Annotated in this window: 22 protein-coding genes; 12 read left to right on the top strand and 10 right to left on the bottom strand. The window is 47.0% G+C overall.

Annotated features, from left to right (window positions below):
- Positions 1 to 11: 11 nt before the first annotated feature.
- Both AC58QT_RS22300 and AC58QT_RS22295 read right to left on the bottom strand, forming a co-directional pair.
- A complete protein-coding gene (locus tag AC58QT_RS22300) occupies positions 12 to 968 on the bottom strand; it encodes an ABC transporter permease (protein ID WP_497410967.1) in 957 nt (318 codons plus the stop codon).
- A gap of 239 nt (positions 969 to 1,207) precedes the next feature.
- On the bottom strand, positions 1,208 to 3,466 hold the full coding sequence (locus AC58QT_RS22295; protein ID WP_497410966.1) for a helix-turn-helix domain-containing protein: 2,259 nt from the start codon (positions 3,464 to 3,466) through the stop codon (positions 1,208 to 1,210).
- 193 nt (positions 3,467 to 3,659) lie between these two features.
- Here AC58QT_RS22295 and AC58QT_RS22290 point away from each other — a divergent pair, with 193 nt between their 5' ends.
- Entirely contained in the window at positions 3,660 to 4,712 is a 1,053-nt protein-coding gene (locus AC58QT_RS22290; RefSeq protein ID WP_497410965.1) for a GGDEF domain-containing protein, read from the top strand.
- Positions 4,713 to 4,896: 184 nt separating this feature from the next.
- The gene (locus AC58QT_RS22285; protein WP_497410964.1) at positions 4,897 to 6,684 is read left to right on the top strand and encodes an ABC transporter ATP-binding protein; all 1,788 of its coding nucleotides are present in this window, start codon (positions 4,897 to 4,899) and stop codon (positions 6,682 to 6,684) included.
- Between the two features lie 28 nt (positions 6,685 to 6,712).
- Here AC58QT_RS22285 and AC58QT_RS22280 read toward each other — a convergent pair whose 3' ends face one another.
- Complete coding sequence (locus AC58QT_RS22280; RefSeq protein WP_497410963.1) at positions 6,713 to 8,995, bottom strand: helix-turn-helix domain-containing protein; 2,283 nt, start codon at positions 8,993 to 8,995, stop codon at positions 6,713 to 6,715.
- 328 nt (positions 8,996 to 9,323) lie between these two features.
- Between AC58QT_RS22280 and AC58QT_RS22275 the strand changes: the two genes are divergently transcribed.
- The 6 genes from AC58QT_RS22275 to AC58QT_RS22250 are packed head-to-tail and all read left to right on the top strand — an operon-like array spanning position 9,324 to position 15,365.
- Complete coding sequence (locus tag AC58QT_RS22275; RefSeq protein WP_497410962.1) at positions 9,324 to 10,850, top strand: extracellular solute-binding protein; 1,527 nt, start codon at positions 9,324 to 9,326, stop codon at positions 10,848 to 10,850.
- A 48-nt stretch (positions 10,851 to 10,898) separates the two neighbouring features.
- Entirely contained in the window at positions 10,899 to 11,864 is a 966-nt protein-coding gene (locus tag AC58QT_RS22270) for an ABC transporter permease (RefSeq protein WP_497410961.1), read from the top strand.
- Positions 11,865 to 11,877: 13 nt separating this feature from the next.
- On the top strand, positions 11,878 to 12,741 hold the full coding sequence (locus AC58QT_RS22265; protein ID WP_310500038.1) for a carbohydrate ABC transporter permease: 864 nt from the start codon (positions 11,878 to 11,880) through the stop codon (positions 12,739 to 12,741).
- A 21-nt stretch (positions 12,742 to 12,762) separates the two neighbouring features.
- A complete protein-coding gene (locus AC58QT_RS22260) occupies positions 12,763 to 13,962 on the top strand; it encodes an MFS transporter (RefSeq protein ID WP_497410960.1) in 1,200 nt (399 codons plus the stop codon).
- Positions 13,963 to 13,984: 22 nt separating this feature from the next.
- A complete protein-coding gene (locus AC58QT_RS22255) occupies positions 13,985 to 14,704 on the top strand; it encodes an SDR family NAD(P)-dependent oxidoreductase (protein WP_497410959.1) in 720 nt (239 codons plus the stop codon).
- A 22-nt stretch (positions 14,705 to 14,726) separates the two neighbouring features.
- Complete coding sequence (locus AC58QT_RS22250; protein ID WP_497410958.1) at positions 14,727 to 15,365, top strand: ThuA domain-containing protein; 639 nt, start codon at positions 14,727 to 14,729, stop codon at positions 15,363 to 15,365.
- 258 nt (positions 15,366 to 15,623) lie between these two features.
- On the opposite strand, the gene AC58QT_RS22245 is transcribed toward AC58QT_RS22250, so the two are convergent.
- On the bottom strand, positions 15,624 to 16,235 hold the full coding sequence (locus tag AC58QT_RS22245) for an FMN-binding negative transcriptional regulator (RefSeq protein ID WP_497410957.1): 612 nt from the start codon (positions 16,233 to 16,235) through the stop codon (positions 15,624 to 15,626).
- Positions 16,236 to 16,391: 156 nt separating this feature from the next.
- Here AC58QT_RS22245 and AC58QT_RS22240 point away from each other — a divergent pair, with 156 nt between their 5' ends.
- Positions 16,392 to 17,375 (top strand): Gfo/Idh/MocA family protein, encoded by a 984-nt coding sequence (locus AC58QT_RS22240; RefSeq protein ID WP_497410996.1) that lies wholly within the window; start codon positions 16,392 to 16,394, stop codon positions 17,373 to 17,375.
- A 57-nt stretch (positions 17,376 to 17,432) separates the two neighbouring features.
- On the opposite strand, the gene AC58QT_RS22235 is transcribed toward AC58QT_RS22240, so the two are convergent.
- Positions 17,433 to 18,920 (bottom strand): MDR family MFS transporter, encoded by a 1,488-nt coding sequence (locus tag AC58QT_RS22235; protein ID WP_497410956.1) that lies wholly within the window; start codon positions 18,918 to 18,920, stop codon positions 17,433 to 17,435.
- Positions 18,921 to 19,036: 116 nt separating this feature from the next.
- On the opposite strand from AC58QT_RS22235, the gene AC58QT_RS22230 reads away from it, so the two are divergent.
- A complete protein-coding gene (locus tag AC58QT_RS22230) occupies positions 19,037 to 19,576 on the top strand; it encodes a PadR family transcriptional regulator (protein ID WP_497410955.1) in 540 nt (179 codons plus the stop codon).
- Positions 19,577 to 19,586: 10 nt separating this feature from the next.
- Here AC58QT_RS22230 and AC58QT_RS22225 read toward each other — a convergent pair whose 3' ends face one another.
- Positions 19,587 to 20,072, bottom strand: a complete 486-nt coding sequence (locus tag AC58QT_RS22225) for a hypothetical protein (RefSeq protein ID WP_497410954.1) — start codon at positions 20,070 to 20,072, stop codon at positions 19,587 to 19,589.
- 257 nt (positions 20,073 to 20,329) lie between these two features.
- Between AC58QT_RS22225 and AC58QT_RS22220 the strand changes: the two genes are divergently transcribed.
- Together AC58QT_RS22220 and AC58QT_RS22215 are read left to right on the top strand one after the other, a co-directional pair.
- Complete coding sequence (locus AC58QT_RS22220; RefSeq protein ID WP_310500046.1) at positions 20,330 to 21,004, top strand: response regulator transcription factor; 675 nt, start codon at positions 20,330 to 20,332, stop codon at positions 21,002 to 21,004.
- Entirely contained in the window at positions 21,001 to 22,143 is a 1,143-nt protein-coding gene (locus tag AC58QT_RS22215) for a HAMP domain-containing sensor histidine kinase (protein WP_497410953.1), read from the top strand. Before AC58QT_RS22220 ends, AC58QT_RS22215 begins: the two co-directional genes overlap by 4 nt.
- A 551-nt stretch (positions 22,144 to 22,694) precedes the next feature.
- Here AC58QT_RS22215 and AC58QT_RS22210 read toward each other — a convergent pair.
- The 4 genes from AC58QT_RS22210 to AC58QT_RS22195 form a co-directional block, all read right to left on the bottom strand.
- Positions 22,695 to 23,066: a DUF2500 domain-containing protein gene (locus tag AC58QT_RS22210; RefSeq protein WP_497410952.1), complete on the bottom strand. Its 372-nt coding sequence runs from the start codon at positions 23,064 to 23,066 to the stop codon at positions 22,695 to 22,697.
- 45 nt (positions 23,067 to 23,111) lie between these two features.
- Entirely contained in the window at positions 23,112 to 23,555 is a 444-nt protein-coding gene (locus AC58QT_RS22205) for a GNAT family N-acetyltransferase (RefSeq protein WP_497410951.1), read from the bottom strand.
- Between the two features lie 223 nt (positions 23,556 to 23,778).
- On the bottom strand, positions 23,779 to 24,450 hold the full coding sequence (locus AC58QT_RS22200; protein WP_497410950.1) for a DUF1961 family protein: 672 nt from the start codon (positions 24,448 to 24,450) through the stop codon (positions 23,779 to 23,781).
- Positions 24,451 to 24,493: 43 nt separating this feature from the next.
- On the bottom strand, positions 24,494 to 25,570 hold the full coding sequence (locus tag AC58QT_RS22195; protein ID WP_497410949.1) for a M42 family metallopeptidase: 1,077 nt from the start codon (positions 25,568 to 25,570) through the stop codon (positions 24,494 to 24,496).
- Positions 25,571 to 25,648: the final 78 nt, after the last annotated feature.

Here is a 25,648-nt window from a genome sequence, read left to right as displayed (position 1 = left end):
GAATTCCCCCCTTAATACAGACCGCTTTCGCCCATTTTTTTGGCCATCCGGTTAGCACCAACGACCAACGCCAGTCCGATAATGGATTTGAATAAGCCGACGGCTGTGCTGTAGCTGAATTGACCTTGCTGAATACCGACATTGTAGACATACGTATCAAATACCTCGCCTACGTCGCGGTTCATGGCGTTCAGCATGAGGAAGATTTGTTCAAAGCCTGTATCCAGGAATGAACCTAGTCGCAAAATAAACAGAATCACGATGACACTTCGTATGGCTGGAAGCGTGATGTGCCACAGCTGCCGGAAACGTCCGGCCCCATCGATTTTCGCTGCCTCATATAATTGAGGGTCAACACCTGCTAATGCAGCGAGAAAGATGATGGTTCCCCAACCGGTTTCCTTCCAAATGACCTGCGAAATGATCATCGTTCGGAACCATTCACTGGAAATGAGGAATTCGATTTTGGGAAGTCCGATGGAGGCTAGCACATCATTCACAATGCCGCCTTCTGTTGTAAAGAAGATGTAGGAAATACCCACGACTACGACCCATGATACAAAGTGAGGAATATACACAATTGTTTGGATCGTTCGTTTAAAGACTTCTCGGCGAATTTCATTTAATAACAGGGCCAAGATAATGGGAAGCGGGAAGAAGAATACCAAATTATAGACAGCCATAATAATCGTATTCTTAAATAACAGGGCGAAGGAGGCATCGAAAAAGAAGCGCTCAAAATGCTTTAGACCCACCCATTTGCTATGAAGCATCCCTAATGCTGGTTGATAATCTTGGAAAGCAATTAACAGCCCCCACATTGGAAAGTAGCGAAAAATAATGAAGTAGAGCATACCGGGTAACGCCATTAGATACAGCCATTTGTTTTTCAACAGACGGTTTAATCTGAGGCGTGCCTTGCTCTTAGCAACCGCATCTGATCGTAACGGTTTGGAAGTCAGTTCCACGAGTCATCGTCCTCCTTGATTGTTTGACAGCGTTAGCATATCGAAGCCCAGAATTGCCTTCAATAATCAGCAGCGCTCCACATGCAAGACGGTCCGAAAACAAGCGTAATTACGCCATTAATAATCATTAGCGACCTCGGCCATAATCATTTGAAATGGACTTTATCCTGCACCGCAACACAAAAAAACCTGGCGAGTGGCCAGGTTCTTGTCTACTTGTAACGTATAGGAAGGAGTAATTATTCCGAAGTCTTTTTGAGCTCTCTGTACTGCCCAGGTGTCATGCCTTCGAGCTTACGGAAGTTGCGGATAAAGTTTTGCGCATTCGTGTATTGCAGGCGTTCAGCAATTTCTGTGATTTTCATTTCCGTTCCACTGAGCCAGCTAATCGCCATGTCATGACGGTAGCTGGCTAGATAATCACTGAAGTTCATCCCGGTTTCTTTCCGGAACATGCGGCGAATATAGTGTGTGCTGTAATTCATTCGCAAAGCACACTGATCCAGTGTCAGGTCACTGTCGTAATACGCATGGACCAAATCCATGACCGAGCGGGAAATGCTTTTGCCAGACGATTCATGCCGCTTACGGACTAACTCAATCATCGGATGAATGATGTGTGATTTGAACCAGCCTTCGATTTCTTGCGGTGTTTTGAGGCTGAACAGCTGCTCATATTCATTGCGTCCATCATGAGAGAAGAGCTCCCCTGTATCCCCCATGTCATATACAATACGAGCTAGATCAGTCAACAGCATCGCGAAGGAGATACGATACAGGTTAGGATCGGTTTCCACGCGGAGCACTTCTTGAATAAACTGCTGGAGTAGCTCGTCGGCCTTGTCCTTTTCCAAAAAGGCAATCGCCTGCGTTAGCTCGGAAACGAGATGATGCGGGTAATAGTGACGGGACGCTTGCTGCGGCTTCAAGTCATCTAGATGCAGAATGGCTTTCTCCCCGAGACGAATCCGATATTGCAGCGCTTCTTTGGCTTCAAGGAAGGCTTGGGGTGTTTCATTAATGGCTTCATACGGACGACTGATCCCGACGCTGACTTTAAGCTCCAGAAAATCAGCGGCCGCCTTCTGCACGGACTCGGCAAACTCACTCAACTGGCTAAGCAAATCCCGATGATTATCCATTTCGCTGCCCACCAGTGTCACCTGATAGTTACCAATCGGCATGGCGTGGATGCGGTGCGGATGCGGGATGAGCTCTGAGGCGATATTGTTGATCGCAAACAAGAGTAAGTCCTGCTCGCCGGGCTTATAGCGCGTGTGCTCCAAGGTGTCAATCTGCAAAACCATGACGGCATAGCGCCGCCAAACAGGAATATGAAACTGACTTGCTTTTTCCTGCAGCTCTCCGCGATGCATCTCACCTTGGAACAGTTTTAACATGAAATAATCAACCAGCTGGCCGAATTGGCTCTTCATTTGACCTTCCAGCTGCTCTTTGGACTGATGCAGGGAGGCGAATTGAGTCCCAACCCACTGTAATTCATCTTTAACAACCGTTCCACCATTAGCTGGCTTGCTGTGACGCATTGTAAATTCCACTAAGCTGCGTATGGGAACGGACATCCGTCTGGACCCCCAATAGGCGAGCAGCGCTGTAAAAAGAAGCAGTAGCAGACAAGCTGTTAGTGTAGCCCAGCCGATCGAGGCAGATTCCCTTTTTGCTTCTTCCAAAGGAATAATCGATACATAGGTCCAGTTGTTATATCTGGATTGATTATAGATCACGCTATAGTCTTTGCCTTGCATCGTACTGTTGAAATAGCCCTGCATGCTGCCCGTATTCAGCAATTCCTGTGACCAAGACTCGGATCGAACACTTTGACCCGCCTTATTCGGATTACTGTCAATGATGACATTCATTTGGTCATCTAGAATCATGGTCTCGCGCGTCGAAAAACCGCCGGTCAACAGCTTAGCCAGCTCCGAATTGGACACATGAACGGACAAATAGCCTTTCTGTTCAGATCCAGTAGATGGAATGCTCTTGACTAGCTTAATACCTGAGAAGGATGGACCCACATCCGGTACCCAACGTGAATTATAAGCGACGTTCACATTGCTAGTTTCCTTGGTCTTATCCGACCCAAAATAAAAGCCGCCGTCTTTGATATACCAATTATTCTGAAGACTATGCAATTCAACAGCTTTAACGCCTAGCTCATACGTTTGTACACCCAACAGTCCTTTGACGAGCAAATCAATCTCCTGAAAATCTTCAATTTCCAGTCGCTTCGCCACCGAATTAACGACTAACGGCGTTTCCGCGTAGCGCCCGGATACTTGATCAATGACTTTAAGAATCTGTTCGACGCGGTTCTGGGACTGCTGCAAAATGAAAACGTTTGCTTCATTGACTTTCGTTTGGACCTTCGAGGTCGATTGGAAGAAAGAGTAGATACCCAGTGATAGTAAGGGGATCGTACTAACCAATGTCGTGAATATCATCAATTTTATGAAAAAAGAGTATCGCGGGAGCATAGCTTCCTCCGTACATTGATATAATGCCTCCAATTGTAACATACCAAGGGACTATTCAGGAAATGCTATTTAGGATAAAATTTCCTCTCAATCCCGATGTCGAGAAATAGCGAAAAAGCCCACAAGAAGGACATTTCAGTCACTTTATAGAATCAGTAGGGAGAATGTCATCTGGTAGGGATGTGATTGCAGCATGGTGAAGATTAGAAAGTCGGACCATATCTTAGAAATGGCATATAGCTGCGTACGTTGGTTCCTTCTCATTGCTTCTTTCTATTTGTATTTCAACAATTACTATAGCTCCTCACAGAACTTAACTCTGTTTCTCAGCTTAGCAGGGGTTGCTATTCTCTACATGACAACGACAGAGATTGCTTTGCATCGTACCCCTATTGCATCTGGGTTTTATCGCTTTATGACGAGAATCGGCGTTGTTATGGATTATTTCTCTTTCATCGCCATTATTGCTTTCACAGACGGGACACATAGTCCACTTCTCCCCATTGCTTACTTGATTATTCTTCACGCTTCGTTATATTGGAGCTTTCGGGGAGCCATGGTTGCAACAGGTATAATTATTATTGGTTATTGTTTTGTGGTAGTGCTGGTAGATGGCGGGTTTGATCCCATTGAATTGCCCCGGCACTTATTAAATTTTGCCTTTCTGCTTATGTTTGGAGTAATTGGCGGTATCATTGTAGCCAGGGAGCGAAAGCATTTTGTGGAGAAGGGGATTTTTGAAAATTTAGCTAAGCAGGATTACTTAACAGGACTTTATAATCATCGAAGCTTTCAAGAACAGATGAGAGAAGCGGTTGCGGGTAAACATGCGATTACGCTAATGATGGGGGATATTGACTGTTTTAAACAGATCAATGATCGCTATGGACACCAAGCGGGGGATATGGTTCTGAGGGAGATCGGGAGCTTATTGAGCGAGTCGATTCCCAGTACTCAAGGCCGCGCCTTCCGCTATGGCGGAGAAGAATTTGCGATCATTTTATATACGAATAATCAGCAGCAGGCGACAGAGTTATTTCAAGTATTTATGGATAAGCTGAAAGCCAAAGTATTTGAGCATGGTAAAGCTGCCTTTCAAGTTACGATGAGCTTCGGGGCGGCACTTCGTGATCAGGGGCAAGGTAAATCGGAATTGGTCGCCGCTGCCGATGCATTGCTATATGAAGCAAAGACACATGGCAAAGATCAGCTGCTATGGGTTCGTGAAGAAGGGATGAAGCAATAGTAGAACAGAGCTCCCTTGCGAGAAGCCGTGTGGCCTTTCGTCAGGGGGCTTTTTCCTGTCGCCTAAGGCTGATTCAATCCTGTTTATATTCTGTTTAAAATAGGGGAGTATGATCATATCAGTGTTAGAGAAGATTTTTTAGAAAAATGGTATGACATCCGATCGGGTAAAGGAGTAGAAATAGATGGCAATGACAAAACGAGAACAACCGAAACAAAAAAACGATTGGCGGGGTTTCCTCCGCTTACTAAAGGGAGCGAATCCGCCGAAGCTGTTGTTGAGTATAGCACTAGGATTAAGCGTGATTGCCACGCTGGTGTCGCTGGTGATTCCGCTATTCACGAAAAATGTGGTGGATAACTTTTCGATCTCATCCCTAAATTGGTGGCAAATTAGCGGGATGGCACTTGCTTTCATCTTGTCAGCCGTGGCTTCCGGCGTGGCTACGTACCTGCTCAACTATTCAGGTCAACGGGTAGTAGCAGGAATACGGGATCGCTTATGGAAGAAGCTGCTGGTGCTGCCGGTTCGCTACTATGATAATCATCAAACAGGCGATACCATCTCCCGCATGACCAATGATACTGCAATTATCAAAGGACTTATCGCTGAGCATATGGCTGGATTTATAACAGGGAGCATCTCGATTATCGGGTCCATTGTTGTGCTTTTGTATATGGATTGGAAGATGACGCTGATCATGTTTAGCATATTCCCAATCGCGTTTCTTATCCTTTTTCCATTAGGTATGCAAATGTACAAAATCTCCAAAGGCATGCAAGCCGAAACAGCCAACTTCACGTCTGTGTTGAACCGGGTTTTATCTGAAATTCGCTTGGTAAAAGCGGCTAATGCAGAGCCAGTGGAGTACAAAGAAGGCAGCACCGGGATCCAGACGTTGTTCAAATTTGGACTTAAAGAAGGCAAAATACAAGCCTTGATGTCACCGCTAATTATGTTTGTGATGCTGATGATGTTCGTTGTCCTATTCGGCTATGGCGGCACACGTGTAGCGTCAGGTGCGATATCTGCGGGGCAGTTGGTGGCCTTTATGTTGTATTTATTTCAAATTGTGATGCCGATTACGCAGATTACACAATTCTTTACGCAAACGCAGAAAGCGATGGGTGCAACGGACACCATTCTTAAGGTACTGGATCATGAAGAGGAAGATCCGCACGCAGGCTTACCAGTCAAGGATGCTTCCCAATCGCTGAATTTCGAGAACGTATCGTTTGGTTATAAAGAGGGCGAATCGGTACTCAAGGACGTAAGCTTTACGATGGAAGCGGGGAAAGTTACCGCAATTGTAGGTCCGAGCGGAAGCGGAAAGACAACGATGTTCTCGTTGCTCGAGCGGTTTTACTCGCAGAAGGAAGGCAACATTTCGTTAGGCAACGAAAGTATCGGTCAGTACTCGTTAGTCTCATGGCGCAGTCAGATTGGCTATGTGTCTCAAGAAAGCCCGCTTATTGCAGGGACGATTCGAGACAATATCTGCTATGGCTTGCAGTATGATGTGACAGATGAGGCGCTGAAGCGGGCTTCCGAGATGGCCTATGCGGATGGTTTCATTGAAGAGCTTCCGAATAAGTACGATACGGAAGTCGGCGAGCGCGGGATTAAGCTGTCAGGCGGACAACGTCAGCGGATTGCGATCGCTAGGGCGCTGCTGCGCGATCCGAAGATTCTCATGCTGGACGAAGCGACATCAAGTTTGGACAGCAAGTCGGAGGTCGTCGTGCAACAGGCACTTCAGAATCTGATGCAAGGACGGACAACACTTGTCATTGCGCATCGCTTATCCACGGTCGTAGACGCCGATCAGATCGTGTTCCTCGATAAAGGCGTCGTCACAGGCCGCGGCACGCACCAAGAACTCATCGAGTCGCATGAGATGTATCGCGAATTTGCCACACAGCAGTTGCAAATACAAGAGCAGCTGATTGCGGAACATTCTCCTATGGCGTAGGGGAAAGAGAAAGAAACGAGCAGAGCGACTATTCGTAGTCGTTCTGCTCGTTTTTCATTTCCTTGCGATACTGACCAGGTGGTATGCCGACCACCTTTTTAAAGATGCGAGAGAAGTTCTGAGCATTACTATATTGCAGCCGCGATGCGATTTCTTCAATGTTCATTTCGGTCTGTTTCAGCCAGTTTTGCGCCTTATCAATCCGACTAATCAGCACAAGATCGGAGTATGTCGCTTCATGTACTTCTTTTAAAGCTTGTCTGATGATGGAAGCAGGCACATTCGCTATTTTACATAAATCTTCAAGCCTCGGATCTTCCTCGTTATGGGCTTCAATATACGCCAAAGTCTGCTGCGCGACCCTCTGCATATGCTCAGTATGCGTGAGCTGAAGGCTCTCAATTAACGGGGCGATGACATCGGACTTCAAACAAGCAATCCAGTCCTCTAGTGTTGCTAGCTGAGCTAATTTGTTCATAAACAGCTCTGTGGAGGCGTGACGCTTGGTTTTGTTAATCGTCCAGTAAATAGAGAGGATCATCTCTGAAAGTTTATTATGCAGCCAGTGATAGTTCAGTGTCTTAATCCCTTGCAGCATGTTCAGTCGATCCGCATAGGCATAAGCTAATTCGACATCCCAAGCCTGAATCGCATAGATAATATCGTTCTCTAGCTCGCGAAACGATACCGGGAGCGGTTCAGCATCGAGATTTCCTGCTTCGGGTTCTCTTCGGTAAGCTTCGAAAGGAATGACTTCATTAGCCCCCGCGACTAGCTTATGCTTGAGTGCCTCTTCCGCTTCTTCGGAAGCGATGCCTAAATAAGCATAGTCTTTTCTCACTAAGCTCATCCCAATCGACACAGTAAACGGGAAATATTGCTTAATGAAATCCCTCATGATCTCGGCGTTGTGGTGGAACTGTCGCTGTGCCTCCACAATACGGGGTTCCTCCAAGGAGAATAAGGCTAGAAATCGGCCCTCTCCATGCTCGGTGACGACACCAGCGCCGTGTTCCTCTATGACTTCTTTAATGACCTTAGAAATGCCGTATCGGAAATAATATAAATCAACGTCGGTGTACAAATCTTTCATGCTCTTGTACTGGTCGATTTCAATACAAAAACAACTATAAGCACCTAGTCTTACTTGGATATGATATTGTTCCAGTCGACTCCAATCCTCTTGCGATCGCAAACCTTTGCGGAGCATATTGCGGATAAACAAGTCTCGAACCTCTGGTCTCCATTCATTAAGCTGTTCTTTCAACTCGTCGCGTGATTCTTTAATCTGATGCATTTTCGCGTAAATCGCACTAAATTCATCACGTTCCCCTGGATGCCGTTCAGCGTCCTTGAGCTCCGTGGTACTAGAGGTGTCATTGACCAGTTTCACGATTTCGCTCCAGCCTTTCCATAAGCGATTGGTTGTCAGAAAAGCTCCGACAGCCGCAGCGGCCAGCAATAGGCCAGCAAGGAGAAAGGCGAGATTGCGAATTCGATTCATTTTCGTAAAGAAATCGTCCTTCGGAATCGCGAAGCCAAATACCCATCCGTTATATGAGGCTTTCAATTGCGTGATAAACAGATCGGAAGAAGTTAGAGAGCTCTCGTCTTGGAGATACGATGACAAGCCTTCTAAGAGCTGTTCCATCGTAAGTTTGCCGCGGTTCTGCATGAGCGAACCATCTTGATCGAGGATGAAATAATTCCCCTTCACATTGTCATAGGTCCCTAGAATATGGTCAAAAAAACGCTGGTTGATATGGAACAGAAGATAAGCCGTCTTCTCCTCCTGAAAGATGGGCAGCTTTCGGATATAGATGCTGGTCGGCGATTGATTGACTGGAATTGTAAAAAAAGCCTTCTCCGTACGGAGACTTTCGAATTTCGCGATGACCTCGGTATACTCGTCCTGCGCGGCTGTGACTTGCTGGCTGGTTCCGATGAGCTTTTTATCCCCAACACTATATAAGGCAACGTTGTCGACATCATCAATGGAGGAATACATCCGTACGATTGTATCTCGTAGTGTCACCAGGTCAAGTTTCTGATCCTGCCCGTTTAGTTTAGAGAAAGTGTCTAAGGCAGGCAGCTTTTCAAACTGCAGAACAGCTTGATCCATTTGTTTAAAATAGCTTTCAACCCGATCCTGTGTACGCAGCAAGGACACTTTGTAAGCGTCCTGCGCTTCTTCCGTCAAGGTGCTCGTCGACACGCGGTACACGACAAATCCCATGACCGTCATACAGATGGAAGCCACAAGCAGCATCATGATGAGGGTCTGGGCTTTCTTAGAGCGTTGCAGCCGCATGGTGGAATGACTCCCTTCTACTATTGAACATATCTTTGAGGCGGATAAGCAATCTTAATAAAATCATTATATAGAAGGCTGGCCGGAAGGGAAGTAATCATTTCTCGAAATCTTCGTTTTTGCAAAATGACACCTTTCTTAAACGTGCTTTGGGGGCGCATTTTACCCGATATGGCAATGGTCTTTTCTTGAAAAGTCGGACTCCGCAACTGATTATTGCTGCGTGTGAAGCAGCAGGCCTATACTGTGGGAGTGCACAGCTTAACCAGATCTGCGATATCATGAACATCCATTATACGCCTATAGAAATGAAGGGAGTCTGACCCCATTGACGACAAAGAATAAGGTTTATTGGAAAACAGCGACGAGCTTGTCGCTTATCGTGGCACTAAGTGTGGTTGCTACTGCTTGTGGAGAAGGGACAGAAGCTACAACTAAGAAAGAAGCGAGTAAGGCACCTATCAAATTAAATATGATGTACGAAACAGGCTTTAGCGTACCAAGTACTTCTGCCGACAGCAACGCTGCCGTCAAATATTTGCAAGATAAGTTAGGTGTCCAGCTCGAATACAACATCTATACAAGCGACACATATAAAGAAAAGCTGCGTGTTCAGATCGCCTCCGGAGACATTCCAGACATTTTCTCATGGAACAGCATGGACGGTTTCATCGTGGGGATGATCAAGTCAGGGCAACTCGTACCTGTGGATGAACTGCTCGACAAATATCCTAATTTGAAGAAGCATAAAGATTACGAATTTGCCAAATACGAGGGCAAGACGTGGGCGTTCACCAACGTGCGTAACCCAATGACGACAGCGGTACCGCTGATTCGCCAGGACTGGCTGGACAATCTCGGACTTAAAGCGCCGACAACGATTGACGAGCTCTACGAAGTTGCGAAAGCTTTCACGTACAATGATCCCGACAAAGACGGCAAAAAAGATACCTATGGCATCCAGATCAGCTATGCAAACAACGATTTCGGCAACCTGTGGGGCTTTCAACAGGCATACGGGATTCAAGATTCGTGGATTAAACAAGATGGGAAGTATGTCCCTAACTTTGCAACACCGGTCTACAAAGAGTATTTAACATGGCTCGCTAAAGCATTCAAGGAAGGGCTAATTGATCCTGACTTCGCGGTGACTGACGGGAAAACGGCTAACGCGAAAGTGACGAATAAAAACCAAGCCGGTATTTATGTCAGCGATATGGACCGTATTAATGAGTTCGAAGCGTATGCACAAGCAAATCCGAAATCAGCTTTGGTTCCCTTCGAACCAGTGAAAGGCCCTCATGGCGATCAAGGAATCGGTGCGCGTGTCAATTACGGCGGTCTGTACATTCCGAAGAAAACAGCAGAGGATAAGGCCAAGCTGGATAAGTTGATGGAGTGGCTCGATTGGGGAGCAGGTCCAGAAGGGATGAACTTCTATACCTATGGGGTGGAAGGTGTTCATTATACGATGAAGGATAACAAGCCGGCTCCAATTAACGGCATGTTCAACCGTGATGTGCCTGCAGCTTTCTTATACGCGAAGCAAATTCAACCGACCGAAGAGACTTACTTACGCAGAGAGCGTACAGAGGCTACGCAGCAGATCATTGTTGATGGGAACAAGAAGCTTGAAAAGTACTTGAAAATGCCGAATGCCTCTGCGACGGTATACTCCCCAACAGGCTCGAAATACGGTGCAGAAGCGAATACGTTTATTAATACGAATATTGTAAAAGTTATCATGGGCACGGTTGATGTGAAAGATTGGGACGGAATTGTGAAACAGTGGTATGACCGCTTCGAAGGAAGCAAATGGCAGGATGAAATTAATGCGGGTACAGGCGGCAAATAAGCCGTCCTTTCCCCCGTACTGCCCGTGGGACGATAAGGAGGGGTTGTTGTGTTATCACAGGTGGGAGAGCGCATCGTTTCTGATGTGCAGTCTGACCCGGTCAGATCGCGAGGGAGCAGATTAAGGAGAAAGCTATGGTCTGACCGCTATATGTACCTGCTGGCCCTGCCCGGTATACTGTTTATTCTATTGTTTGATTACGTACCTATGTACGGGATTCTGATGGCTTTTCAGGATTATAATCCGTTTAGCGGTATTTCACATAGTGAATGGGTGGGCTTCGAGCATTTTGAACGATTATTTCATCATCCTGACTTCTGGATGGTGCTGCGCAATACGCTGGTGATCAGCCTGCTCAATCTAGTGCTGTATTTTCCGGCACCTGTTGTGATTGCGCTTCTGCTAAACGAAGTACGTGGGGCGCTGTATAAAAAGCTTATTCAAACCGTTATTTATTTACCTCATTTCGTTTCTTGGGTTGTTGTTTGCTCATTGACGGTCACGCTAATGAATTCGCAAGGCATTGTGACGAAGTTTCTGCATGCAATCGGAATCGCGAACGTTCAGCTTCTCTTGGATGAGCGCTTATTTTGGGGCGTTATTACGCTGCAAAGCATCTGGAAAGATGCAGGCTGGGGAACCATCATTTTCTTGGCTGCACTTGCCGGTATTAATCCGGAGCTATACGAAGCCGCACGTGTTGATGGTGCCAATCGCTGGCAGCAGATGAAAGCCATTACGCTTCCAGCGCTGATGGGTACGATCGTCGTACTCCTGCTGCTTCGGATGGGCAGTATTATGAACTTATCTTTTGACCAATTGTTCATTATGGGTAACCCCATGGTCAACAATGTAGCTGAAGTGTTCGACACCTATGTGTTTAAAGTCGGGGTTCTGCAGGGCAATTTCAGCTTTGCGGCCGCGGTTGGGTTATTTAAATCACTGGTAGGTCTTGTTCTGATCTTAGGATCGAACTTCTTAGCCAAAAAAACCAGCGATAACTATTTGTTCTAGGAGGGAATGTCCCTTGAAATTACGTAAAGGCTTCAACTGGTTCGAAGGGCTTAATTGGCTCCTGCTCGGGTTGCTGGCTTTGCTGATGGCCTTTCCGTTCTGGAGTGTGCTCGCCATGTCCTTCTCTAAGCCAGAAGCTGTCTATGAAGGCTTGTTTCTACTGTGGCCTAAGGGCTTGACGACTGTGGCTTATTCCGCTGTTTTTTCCAACGCGTTATTCCTTCGTGCCCTACAGAACTCCATCATTGTAACGGTGGCGGGCACTGCGCTGAGTATGCTGTTGACGATCTCATTGGCTTATCCGCTATCCAAAAAAGCAATCATCGGCAGCTCAACCATGCTCTTTCTTGCATTCTTCACGATGCTGTTCAGCGGGGGAATTATTCCGACCTATATGCTAGTGAAGGAGCTTGGCATGCTTAACACGCTGTGGTCCTTGATCGTGCCAAGTGCGCTTAGCGTGTTCAATCTGATGATTATGGTCAGTTTTTTCAGGTCGCTGCCAGCGGAATTAGAGGAATCTGCCAAAATTGACGGCTCTAACGATATTGGTATTTTGGCTAGGATTATCATCCCTATTTCGCTTCCTGTTATCGCCACATTGACCTTGTTCTATGCTGTTTCGAAATGGAATATTTTTTTTCAGGCGGTCATGTTCAATGGCAATCCCGAGCAGATGACACTGCAAGTGCTGCTCCGTCAGATGCTGCTGCAAACAACTAGTGAAGCTGTAGACGCCGCAAGTAACATTCCCAATATCGGTGCTTCTATTAAAATGGCCATGATCATTATTGCGACCGTGCCGATTCTCATCATCTATCCGTTTTTGCAAAAGTACTTTGCCAAAGGTGCCATGATCGGTTCTATTAAAGGCTAACGAAAGGAGCCGATCTTCACCATGCCAGCGCAACAAAATGCCACTAAATCCGCCATGTTTGGTGTGCTTTTCGCCATTAGTCTCGTTCACTTATTTAATGACGCTCTACAGGCCGTCATTCCAGCAAGCTTTCCGATTTTAAAGGAAAGCTTGCAGCTTTCTTTTGCCCAGTTGGGCTTCATTACCTTTATGTTAAATCTGACTTCATCCGTCTTGCAGCCGTTCGTCGGTATGTACACAGATAAATATCCGAAGCCCTATCTGTTGCCCCTCTCGATGGTCGCATCTCTTGCGGGAATGATCGCACTTGCTTTTGCGCCTTCCTACTCGTGGATACTGCTTTCGGTTGTATTGGTCGGTCTTGGTTCGGCGGTTTTTCACCCGGGGGCATCACGGGTAGCTCACATGGCGGCAGGCCCGCGCCGTGGCTTAGCCCAGTCGATCTATCAGGTCGGTGGCAACGGCGGCCAGGCTCTCGCGCCCATATTGGCGCTGATTACGATCTACCCCTTTGGACAGCGAGGCTCGCTTTGGTTTACCTTAGCCGCAGCTGCTGGCTGCGCTGTACTTTTGTATATTACGGCCAAGTACAAAGGGCAGCTGGCGACGGGTCGTAAGAAGGCGACCACTGCAAAAACGTCAAATCCGTCAGGACAACGCCGGAAGATCGTTATGGCAGTTACGTTAGTTGTGCTACTAATCTTCGGGCGCTCTTGGTATGGGGCGGGGATTACAAATTATTTTATCTTCTACCTATCAGAGACTTACCATCTTAGTGCAAGCGCAGCTCAAGTGTATATCTTCGTCTACTTAGGCGCTGGGGCAGTAGGGACTTTCCTAGGTGGGCCGGTAGCGGATCGTTTTGGACGCAAAACGGTCCTGTACGCGCTTCTGATTTCTTTGCCTTTTACGCTTATTCTTCCGTATGCTGGCCCGATGTGGTCGTATCCACTGCTTGCTGTGATTGGCTTTATTCAAATGTCGAGTTTTTCCGTCGCTGTTGTGTACGTGCTGGAGCTAATTCCAGGGCGTGTCGGGACCATGTCCGGACTGATTACTGGGCTTGCTTTCGGTATGGGCGGCCTCGGATCCGTTGCATTAGGCGGATTAATTGATGCTACCAGTCTATCGTTTGTTATTAAACTAACGTCCTTTTTACCTTTGCTAGGCTTGCTTACGCTAGCTCTGCCATCAGATCGTAAAATCGCTAAAGAAGCTTAATGATTAAAGGAGGGTCTCATAGATGCCTGAATATGCTTTTGTTACCGGTGCCGAAAGGGGAATCGGCGCGGCACTAGTGAAGCAGTTGCTGCTTCATGGCTTTACGGTCATTGCCGGTACCTTCTTAAAGGAATATGAAGAGCTTGCGTTGCTGAAACAAACGTTTCCCGATCACTTATATCAAATCGACCTGGACGTTTCCAGCGAAGAAAGTGTGCGAAATGCCAGCAACTTCGTAGCGGGTATAACCGACTCGCTGGATATTTTGATCAATAATGCAGCCATTATTGGTAACAAAACGGCCACCATTACGGATGTCATTGATTTCGAGGGGATTCAGCAGGTATACAACGTTAATGCGCTGGGTGCTCTACGCATGTCGAATCAATTGATTGAACCGCTAATGAACAGTAGACATAAGCTAATTGTTAACATTTCCTCGGAAGCGGGAAGTATCGGTCAGTGCCATAGGACGGGCTGGTTCGCCTATGCGATGTCCAAGTCTGCGCTCAACATGCAGTCTGCCTTAATTCATAACCAGATCAAAGGCGAAGGCGGTCAAGTACTCATTCTTCACCCGGGAGCTGTCCAAGGGCGGTTAAGTGGTACCCTGAATGCCAAGTCACCTTTAACACCCGACGATTCAGCAGTCAACATGATCAAGCTGATTCTGGATCATGCCTCGTACATGGATCAGCACCCTGCGTATATCGATTATTTGGGTGAGCGGCAGCTGTGGTAGAAAGAAAGGAATGTTAGTCCATATGCAATCCAACATACTTGTTCTTGGCCATTATACGAAACCAAAACACCATCCACTGAATGGTGTCGATAACGAATTGAAAGATATTCTCGGTGACGAGGGGTATATCGTGTGCACAGAGGATTACGATGTTCTCCTGCCAGAGCGCATCGCGGCTTTTGACGTCGTCATCTCTTATACGGATTGCTGGCGGACCGCCATCACGGATAAACAGGCGGCAGGGCTGCTTGCTTTTGTTACGGGCGGTGGCGGGCTTCTTGCCTTGCACAACGGTATTTCCTTGCAGCATCGGTTTGATCTCTGCCAGTTAATTGGTGGCTATTTTACAGGGCACCCGCCGTTTCGCGAAATCACTATCCGTCCTTCCTCAAGTGCATCGCAGCATGAGATCATAAAGGGCATCGAGTCCTTTACAATCGCTGATGAGCCGTATCAGTTTATGTTCATTCCGCATTCGGATAAAACCGTGTTACTCGAATACGACCAAGAGGATCAAGTTGTTCCGGCAGCTTGGGCCCATCGTTTTGGTCAGGGGCGAGTCGTGTATTTGATGCCGGGGCATCAGGCCGAATCTTTCAGGCACCCTGTGTATCGAGACATCATCCGAAACAGCTGCCGCTGGTTGGTTGGTGCAAGGTAGGAATCAATGCATTAGACCACGCAAGATAAGGTGATGACATCATCTTATCTTGCGTGTTTTCTCATTTTTACTGGAAATAAAGTGATGGTATAACGCTAAAGCGTTGAAATACGCAGGAAACTTTGATTTTGGAGCTTTTAGCGTTATCGCATAACGTTATTGTTCAGCCCATCGTCCATTAGCGTTTTCCCGTAACGTTATTTAAAGTAGTTGCGTCATGTAAGGTCTTTTGGGACAGCCCCTTTTTGAACTAGTAACTCATCCATTGCACAAATTTTTCTTCATCAGCGCAGCTATCTGCTGCTCCGCATCTCCCTTATGCTCCAGTTCGCGAATAATGCGTTCTTGGCGCTCTTTGGGCTGATTCTGGCTTAGCTTGGCTTTGCCTTCGATGCTCGAAATAGGCAGCTTAAAAGCTTGAATACCTTGGCGCATTCCAGCTATAAAATGAGGGTCGATACTCTCTAAGTTATACGAGCTATCAGGTTCCTCATATTTGCGGGTCAGCTGCTGCAAGACGCGAAAGACTTCCTGGTCGTCGTGGACGAGCTCGATCCCACCATAGACATGAACGGCCATATAATTCCATGTAGGTACAGCAGTGGGCGTTCCATACCAGGATGGTGAAATGTAGCAATGGGGACCTTGGAAGAGGACTAACACGTCTTGCCCCTTGATATCCATCCATTGCGGATTAGAACGGGCGAAATGCCCATATAAGCAATGATCCGTGACATCAAGCAATAAGGGAATATGCGTCGCGAAAGGAAGCCCCTGATGCTGTGAAATGAGGGTAGCGAAGCTATGTTCTTCTATGAAGTCGTACATCTGCGAGCGGTCTTCTATTTTAAAATGCGAGGGCGTGTACATGGCTTCACCTGCTTTGTTTTAGGTATAGAATAGCAAGTTACAGGGGCTATACAAAGTGCCAATTTCGATGTTTTTGAGTAGACCATTCATCATGTACAGGAGCTCGAGACTTCCCGTCGAATATCTAACTAATGACTAAACATGTAAGAGGAGGCTATAACAGTGGAAAAGGTACGTTGGGGAATTATCGGGTGTGGGGATGTGACAGAGGTCAAAAGCGGTCCCGCCTTGCAGAAGGCAGAAGGCTCTGAGCTAGTCGCGGTTATGCGCCGCAATGGGGCACTGGCTGAAGACTATGCCAAGCGTCATGGTGTTGCAAAATGGTACGATGACGCCGCGGCGTTAGTGAATGATCCCGATGTGAATGCGGTCTATGTCGCAACGCCGCCAGGATTCCATCATGAGTACACGCTGCTCGCGGCAAAAGCAGGGAAACCTGTCTACGTGGAAAAGCCTATGGCCAGGAATCACGCAGAGTGTCAGGAGATGATTGCCGCCTGTGAAGCAGCCGGCGTGCCGTTATTTGTAGCCTATTATCGCAGAGGACTCCCGAAATTCGTAGAAATCAAGCGTTTAATCGATAGTGGCGTGATTGGTGATGTCCGTTTTGTCCAATCGACGTACTTGCAACCAACGAGAGATTATCAAGAGGGACTAGAACCATGGCGCATTCAGCCTGAGTTATCAGGCGGCGGTCTCTTCGTGGATTTGGCGAGCCATGCGCTGGATATTCTTGATTATGTGTTGGGTCCCATCGGAGAGGTGAAGGGCTTCGCAAGTAATCAAACGGGCAAACATAAGGTCGAAGATATCGTGACAACAAGCTATGCCTTCGAATCCGGTGTGATGGGGACTGGGGTATGGAGCTTCAATAGCTACAAACATTTAGATTTGAATGAGATTGTCGGCAGCCTTGGGAAATTGTCATTCTCTACGTTCAGTGGCGATCTGCGCATTGAAACCGCAGACGGTGCGGTCCAAGAACTGACGATACCCAATCCGCCACATGTTCAACAGCCACTTATTCAGATGATCGTTGATGATCTTAGAGGCATCGGGCAAAGTCCTAGTACAGGTCGTACAGGAGCACGTACGAATCGTGTGATGGACGAGTTGCTGCGTGATTTCTACCTCAGCTAAGAAATAACGAAAACCCCAGTCCGATGTGATAAGCACACATCGGACTGGGGTTTTTTATTAGGCTTTCGGGTTCGGCGTTGCCACGATAGGAGCCGGTGCAGACGCTGAAGGATTGTCTGGTGCTATGGACCGCTTGCGAATGAACAAGCTTAGCGGCAGAGCGACTAGGACAATGAATGTCGCAAGCAAGTAGACATCATTGACACTCATTGTAAAGGCATGCGTACCAATTTGAACCTTATCCGTCAACCCGCCAGCCGCTAATTCCTTGCTGTGTGTTGCGGTTTGAGAGGATAACACCGATGTGAATAAGGCAATTGCAAAGGATCCGAATACGTTACGAACCCAGTTATTAATGGAAGTGGCATGACCCGAAAGAGTCCGCGGAATTTGCTCCATGCCCGCATTACTTGCAGGCATCGTAGCGAAGGCAATCCCGACGTTCCGAACGATCATCCAGAACACGATGTAGCCGCGCGAGACGTCTGTACTCAACCAACTTAATGTGAGTGTACCAACAGCAATTAAGGAGATTCCGATAAAAATAAGAATGCGTGGCCCGACACTGCTATATAACTTACCTACGAGAGGCATGCAGAGCGCCATTACTAAGGAAGCAGGCAATAAAATTAATCCTGTATCCAATGGAGTAACGTGTTGAATATTTTGCAAGAAAATTGGCGTCAGGAAAGTACCTGAGTACAAGCTTATTGTGACGATACTAGAAATAATGAGCGATAAGGTGTAACGCGAGTTCTTCAAAACACGTATGTTCAATAGAGGTGAATCCACTTTAAGTTCTCGCCATATGAACAGTAGAAGGACTAGGAAGCCTGTTACAAATAGCCCAATGACACGACCGGATGTCCATCCCCAAGCATGCCCTTGTGAGAAACCAACTAACAAGGAAAGACTGCTGACAACGACAGTGAGTAATCCGATGAGATCGAATCTTTTTGGAACTGAAAGTCGATAATAAGGGATCAATTTGAAAACGAGAAAAATAGCGACAACGCCGACAGGTACGTTCATAAGGAACAACCAGTGCCAGCTCCAATTTTGCAGCAACCAGCCGCTCAATGTTGGCCCAATAGCAGGCGCCATCATGGCGGATAGGGACCAAAGGGAAATCGCAATTGGCTGCTTATCGCGCGGGATAACCTGATAAACAATGGTCATCGTAGCCGGCATAATCAGACCACTGAAAGCCCCTTGAATAATACGGAATGCAATCAGTGATGAAGCATCCCAGGCCAGCGCACATAAAAGTGAAAATACAGTAAAACCTATCAGCGCGATGGCGTATAAACGTTTGTAGCTGAATTTTTCCCCGAAATAACCTGTAATCGGAGCAATCGTACCGCTTGCGAGCATAAATCCGGTAATCGTCCATTGGATTTTGCTCAAATCTGTATGGAAATGCTCACTAAGAATCGGTATAGCGATATTAATTGTGCTCATACTTAGAATCGACACGAACGATCCGAAGAAGATAGCAATCATGATTGGCCAGAAGCGCACTTGCTGTAACTCATCCTTACTCAAAATAATGCCTCCACTCTATCATTGATCTTACCGATAGTATTCTCTATAATTTGAATGAAAATCATCATACTACCGAACTGTTTATATGTCAATAATGACATAGAGGAGGAACGCCAATGAATACCCTTTCATACGGATTACTAAGCCTTTTAACCAAAAACTCCCGCTCAGGGTATGAGCTTATGCAACATATACAACCTTTTTGGTCAGCTAAACATAGCCAGATCTATCCTCTTTTGGCACAACTAGAGCAGAAGGGGCACGTCGCTTTCGTACATGTTCCTCAATCTGATAAGCCTGATAAGAAGGTGTACTCCATTACGGAGCAAGGAAAGGATGCTTTGCGGGAGTGGATTGCTATGCCTACGGATGAGCCTGTGACGAGGGATGAGCTTGCTCTGAAGGTGTATTGCATCGGTCTCGTGGATAAAGAGCAGGCGAGTAAGATGCTCGCGGTGCGTGAAGTGTATTATAAGAAGAAAAAAGAGCGATTCAACCTTCTAATGGATAAGATCCAACAAGAAAGTACGAAACCGCTCGAGCAATTAGAAATTGAAGATGATAGTTTTGGCAGGTATGTACTGGTGCATAAAGCCACGATGAAGGTAGAGACAGATTTATTGTGGTGTGAGTGGATGAAGGAGAAACTTAAATAGAAGAGATTGGCTAACCGCCGATTTCTTGAATCACTGTTTGGATTTTCTGAAGACGAATGTATTCGGATTTCTCCAGTTGAGGTCGGAAATAGGCATAAAGGTAGGCAGCATCCTCAAAAGTCAACGCAGGGTAACAGACAACCTCTTGCACGACAAGTGGATTGTCCATGATGACTTGCCATTCACCGGATCTGTCTGCGAGGGGAATATTTGCGAAAATATGTTTCTTGGCAGCTATGGTACATTCAAGTTCTGGCCAAACCTTCTCCCAGGAGGGACTGAAATCAACAGGTTCCGGAAAAAGACGTTTTGCTTTCGCGACCGACTGCTCAACCACTTCCATTTCGATGTCTCCCGCGGATTTGACCGCTTCCGTGAGCGTGTCGAGTAACCGCCTAAAGCCTGCAAACCCTTCAGAGAGCACCTCGCGTTGAAACAGGACTTCCGCTTCCGCGGTAGTCAGCTTGTTGAAATCCGCCAATGTGTTATTTGTCATACAGGCCACAACCCCCTAGACTGTTCCTTACCCCAAATTTATCATAAATTATTTTTCAAATAAAGCCCTTTCATTTATAAAAAATTCAAAATGGTTTAAATTCAGTTTATATTATGCGCTTATGCTTACTTCTATTAAGGCATGCAGTAAAAGAGCGAATGGCATATGAGCAATGAGCAAAAGAACCTAAAGTGAGTCAAGCGTAGACACGTATATAGATGAAAAATTAGAGATTAAGAAGTGAGGATGAATGAATCATGGCACCCATTATGATCGTAGATGATGACCCGTATATTCGTGAGCTTGTCCGTGTTTTCATGCTGAACGAAGGCTTCGATGTCGTTGAGGCCGCGGATGGCGTCGAAGCACTTAAGAAGCTGCAAACCGTCCAGGTCGATATGGTGATTCTCGACGTGATGATGCCGCATATGGACGGTTGGGAGGTATGCAAGGAGCTTCGTGAGCATTATGATTTGCCAATACTCATGCTGACGGCCAAAGGTGAAACTGCCCAGAAGGTCAAAGGCTTCGAGTTGGGTGCAGACGATTACCTCACCAAACCCTTCGAACCGCTTGAGCTTGCGATGCGGGTGAGGGCACTACTCAAGCGATATAGAATCGCTTCTTCGCAAACGATTCAGGCTGGCGATTTAAGCATGAACCGCAAAACCTATGAAGCTACCGTTGGTGCAGAGAGCATCACGCTGCCGCTCAAGGAATTCGAACTGCTCTATAAGCTTGCGAGCTATCCAGGCAAAACCTTCTCACGCGACCAATTGATCGAGCAGATTTGGGGATTTGACTACGAAGGAAACGAGCGTACGGTCGATGTGCATATTAATCGGCTGCGTGAGCGATTCCCTGAGGAGCGGCACGCGTTTCGCATCGCTACGATTCGAGGCCTAGGCTATCGCTTGGAGGTGCTGAAGTGAATCATCAGCACAGGGCAGAGAGAAGAGAGCGGAGAGAAAGACAGAAGCGACGACGGATGAACCATAAGAATCAGTCTATTCTCCAGCGAATTGGAGGCTTCTTTTTTGGCTTAGGGATCTTTATTCTCATTATCGTATATTGGTTAGCTACTTTTTATGGCATGGAGCATCTCTACACACATTTAGAGAAACGCCCTGCGGAAGTCATTGTGCAGTTGATCAACTGCATTGGGGGCATGTTCCTCTGGGGAGTGACCATGGCCATTTTAGGTCAATTTTTACGAAAGCATCAGTTGATTTTCTTTCAAAGTTTGAATCAAGCGATACGCAGCATGTCGAGAGGGGATTTCAATGTGTCCGTAGATGATAACCCGCGGAATGGTCCCTTCGTGGAGTTAGCGGAGTCCATCAATCAAATGGCGAGCGATCTCGGGCAAATAGAGAAAATGAGGCAGGAGTTTATTTCGAACGTCTCCCACGAGATCCAGTCGCCTTTAACATCCATTAGCGGATTCTCCCGCGCATTGCAGAATGATCAGCTATCGCCTGAGGAGCGTAAACATTATTTGACGATCATTGAAACCGAAAGTGTACGCTTATCCAAGCTCAGCGAAAACCTGTTGAAGCTGACCTCCCTGGAGTCACAGCATCACCCTTTTGAACCGAGGAGCTATCGTTTGGATAAACAGTTGCGGAATCATATTCTCGCTTGTGAGCCGCAGTGGGTAGATAAAGATATTGAAATGGATATCGAGCTGGATCCTGTAACCCTTGAGGCCGATGAGGATTTGCTTAGTCAGGTTTGGATCAATCTCATCCACAATGCGGTTAAATTTGTGCCTGTTGGCGGAACGATTCGTGTCCGAGTGGTTAGCAATGGGGAAGAGGCGGTAACGCGAATTTCGAATAATGGGCCGTGGATTCCTGAAGAGGATCAGACGCATATTTTTGAACGGTTTTACAAAGCAGATAAGTCTAGGAATCGAATGGCTGGCGGCAATGGGCTTGGCTTGTCGATTGCGAAGAAAATTGTAGAGATGCATCACGGAACGATTGCAGTGGAAAGCGGGGAGGAGGCAATGACATCCTTCATCGTTCGATTACCCATTGTGCAGAAGGAGCAGTTAACGAGTAAATAACTTCATCTGAACGCAAATAGAGGCCCCCGCTTATCGATGATAACCGGAGGTCTCTATGAGTCATTTTGACTATTCAATTGTTCTTCCACACACTCCATTCCCCGAAAAGTCGCAGATCAGTTGCTGTATTCCATACGTTCGCATCAAAGTTAAAGTGTCCTTTCTACAGTGTATATCTTCCCAGTTACGCTACTCACGACAAGTCCCTCACTATAGTTCCTTTCTTCAAATGATGACCTGCCTGATCTGATTTCCCGCATGCTGATTGAACGAGTGGGACGTTCTTCCTTCACGTGGCTCCTGTCGTTTAGAGCGGAAGTGAGTAGCATGCTTCGCTAACATGGTCCAATGGACTATCCCCTCTCGTAGTTGATTTGTCAGGCTCTTCGTTGATATGGCACCTACTGGTGCGGGTTGTCCTCCCTGTCTGCCTTGGATTCATCATAGCCCATTATTAAAATATTGTAAATATTCAGATTATTCAAATATTGGCGTTAATATGTCTATTTTTTATGGTTTTCTTGTAAATGCTTACGTATGCGTGGAATTGCTTAAACGGCTTGTTTGCGTTCAAATTCTTTGAATCGAGTACCTTGAAATGTTAAATTTCCCGTGTCACCTTCGACCATATAGCCAAATTGCTGACGTCCTATCCATAGTTCCATTCTACTCAAGTCATCGAACTCAAAAGTAACGTAGTAGGAGGTGTTCGAGCCTATATGTCCGTTGCTTCCAGAGAATTGTATACGTTTGGCGACAACTCTGCAGGCTCGATCTTGAATGGGCGCGTTGTTATTGGATGTCCAGGTCGATAACGATTTCATAATAATAGATAGAAAGATGCCAACAACGAAAAGAAGGATGATGATGAAGGCAATAAGAACAAGAGTGCTTAAAGCTCCTTCATTAAATCCAATCAACACATGTAAGCACTCCTTTGTAGAATGTGATATAGAAGTTCGCCTAGTTTAGAGAAAACGTTTGACAAAACGGTAGCCGGTTTCATGAAAACCGATAGGAGGTTGGGCGGAACGAGGTTTGTCGGTAGACTCTACGTCTGTCAACCACATCATCCCCGAGCAATTATGATCCGTTGTAAGCTGATGAGCGTATGTCTTTAATTGCTCCATCGGTGCTTGGTTACTATCGGGATCCTGCTTAAAGGAAATAACTGAGATTTCACTAAAGGTAAGATGCTCTGCATCCTGATCTCTGCGGATTCGGAAGCTTAATGTGCCGAGAATCCGGTTCTCCTCTTCATAGACATAGAGCAGTTCATCTGGATTATCTCGTAAATTATGCAGCCTATTTTCAATATGTAAAGGAGAAATTACCTTACCAGTGAGATGAGAAACGAGTGAGCTGATCGCTGATGTATCCTGAGGTGTTGCTTCACGAATGATTGAGGTCATGGGTATCCTTCTTTCTAAAAACAAGTTATGCTGTTAATTGTACCATATTTTGGAACATTAATTCTTTATTTGTGAAAAAAATGTCAGAACTTTACCCTATTGGCTAGAATATGTTTTCGTTGATCAAAAAGACCTCTGGAGCTATCTGCTCCAGAGGTCTAATTCGTCATATTTGCGATACCGGATAGGAAGTATCTCCTACGTAGGGCTGTCATCAATCTAATTAAGGCGCGTAGACGGCAAGATTGGCGTATTCAGCTATCAGAGGTGTCATCTGGCGGAAGCCAATGCGACCCTCTCCTAAAATTGGCCCATAGGTTGTACCTGGATCTTCCCAAACGAAAACGGGCAGGTCGTTGATTGTAAATGTCACGCGTGCGCCTTGCTTAAGGACGGTGATTCGATACGGACCAACGGCATCGGCTACATCAGGGATAGGGTCGGCCCCCTGCATGACAAGATGGAAGCCGTAGCTTTTTCTTAAATTGCAAGTGTGGAACGCCCGCTCTGACGCATAACGTCTGCGGAAGTAAGAGACATGGAGCGCATTCATTTTCCCGTGATGGTATTGATCATATTCACCAGTACGGGTTGGGAGACTAGGATCAAATAGGTCGTAACCTTCCATTCCCTCAGCGGCAAAAAATAAGATGGCAAGTCCCGGCTCTCGAATCGGCCAAAACTCCCATGTGATAGCTACATCGGCAGGAAATATTTCTGGACACCAATAGACGATGTTCGCTTTATAATCGTCCTCCAGGCCGCGTGTGCCTTCCAATCGCATTCTACCCATAGGGAAGGAGACTGCTCCATCTCCTTCCATTCGAAAGCTTTCCACCTCCTGCGGTGAGGAGAGCGGATTCTGATAAATGCATTTCCATCCTGTTGGAATCATGTCAGCCTCCAAGTTTCCGGCAAGAGCAACTTGCCTAGTGCCCTTAAGCCTGGGCAAGAATGGTGTTTAACGTTGTGCGATCGCTGGCTTGCACTAACTTGATCAGCAGCTCCTTCGCCGCAGCGTAATCATCCACGTGAAGAATTGACGCGGATGTATGAATATAGCGTGCACATACCCCGATCACAGCGGATGGAATCCCGCTGCCTTGCACGTGTACTTGCCCCGCGTCTGTTCCGCCTTGCGAGATAAAGTACTGATACGGGATCTTATGCGTCTCCGCCATATCCAGAATGAACTCAACCATCCCACGGTGGGTAATCATCGTGGGATCGAAAATCCGCAGCAGCGCTCCGCGCCCTAGCTGCCCGAAAGCCTGGCGGTCGCCGGTCATATCCCCGGCGGCACTTGCATCGAGCGCGTAGAACAGATCCGGCTGAATCATATTCGCAGCCGTTCTTCCGCCGCGCACGCCGACCTCTTCCTGTACGGTGGCACCCGCGTACAGGATGTTCGGGAGCTTCGGCCCGCCGTGAAGCTCCTTCAAGAGCTCAATCGCGAGGCCGACGCCGTAGCGATTATCCCAAGCTTTGGCCATAATCCGCTTCGGATTGGCCAGGGGCGTGAACGGGCAGATCGGCACGATCTGCTGCCCGAGCTTGATGCCGATGGCGATGGCATCGGCCCGATTTTCCGCGCCGATGTCAATGTACATCGTCTTGATGTCTGCGGGCTTGCTGCGCGCAGCTTCGTCCAGCAAGTGCACGGGCACGGAGCCGATCACACCGATGATCGGTCCGTTCGCCGTCATGATCTGCACGCGCTGCGCGGGCAGTACTTGACTAAACCAGCCGCCGAGCGGCTGGAACTTGACGGTGCCGTGCTCGGTGATGCCGGTCACGAGGAAGCCGACCTCGTCGAAGTGGCCCGCCACCATGATGCGCGGTCCTGTCTCGTCGCCGCGTACAACCCCGAAGAGGCTGCCGAGCGCGTCCTGCACGAACTCATCGGTATATTTGGCTAACTCGCCGCGTACAAATGCACGAATCTCTCGCTCAAAGCCAGGTGCGGCTTGCATTTCGGTTAACGTTTTAAAAAGTGCTAAAGTTTCAGTGTTCATTAGGTAACCTCACTCACATATATGGACTTTAGGACAAATATGAGAACTATTTTACCACATAAGGAAGATAAAGTTTTC

Source organism: Paenibacillus sp. J31R109 (assembly GCF_059692055.1).
Note: the sequence above shows the minus strand (reverse complement) of the source record. Positions and strands in the feature narration are given on the sequence as shown.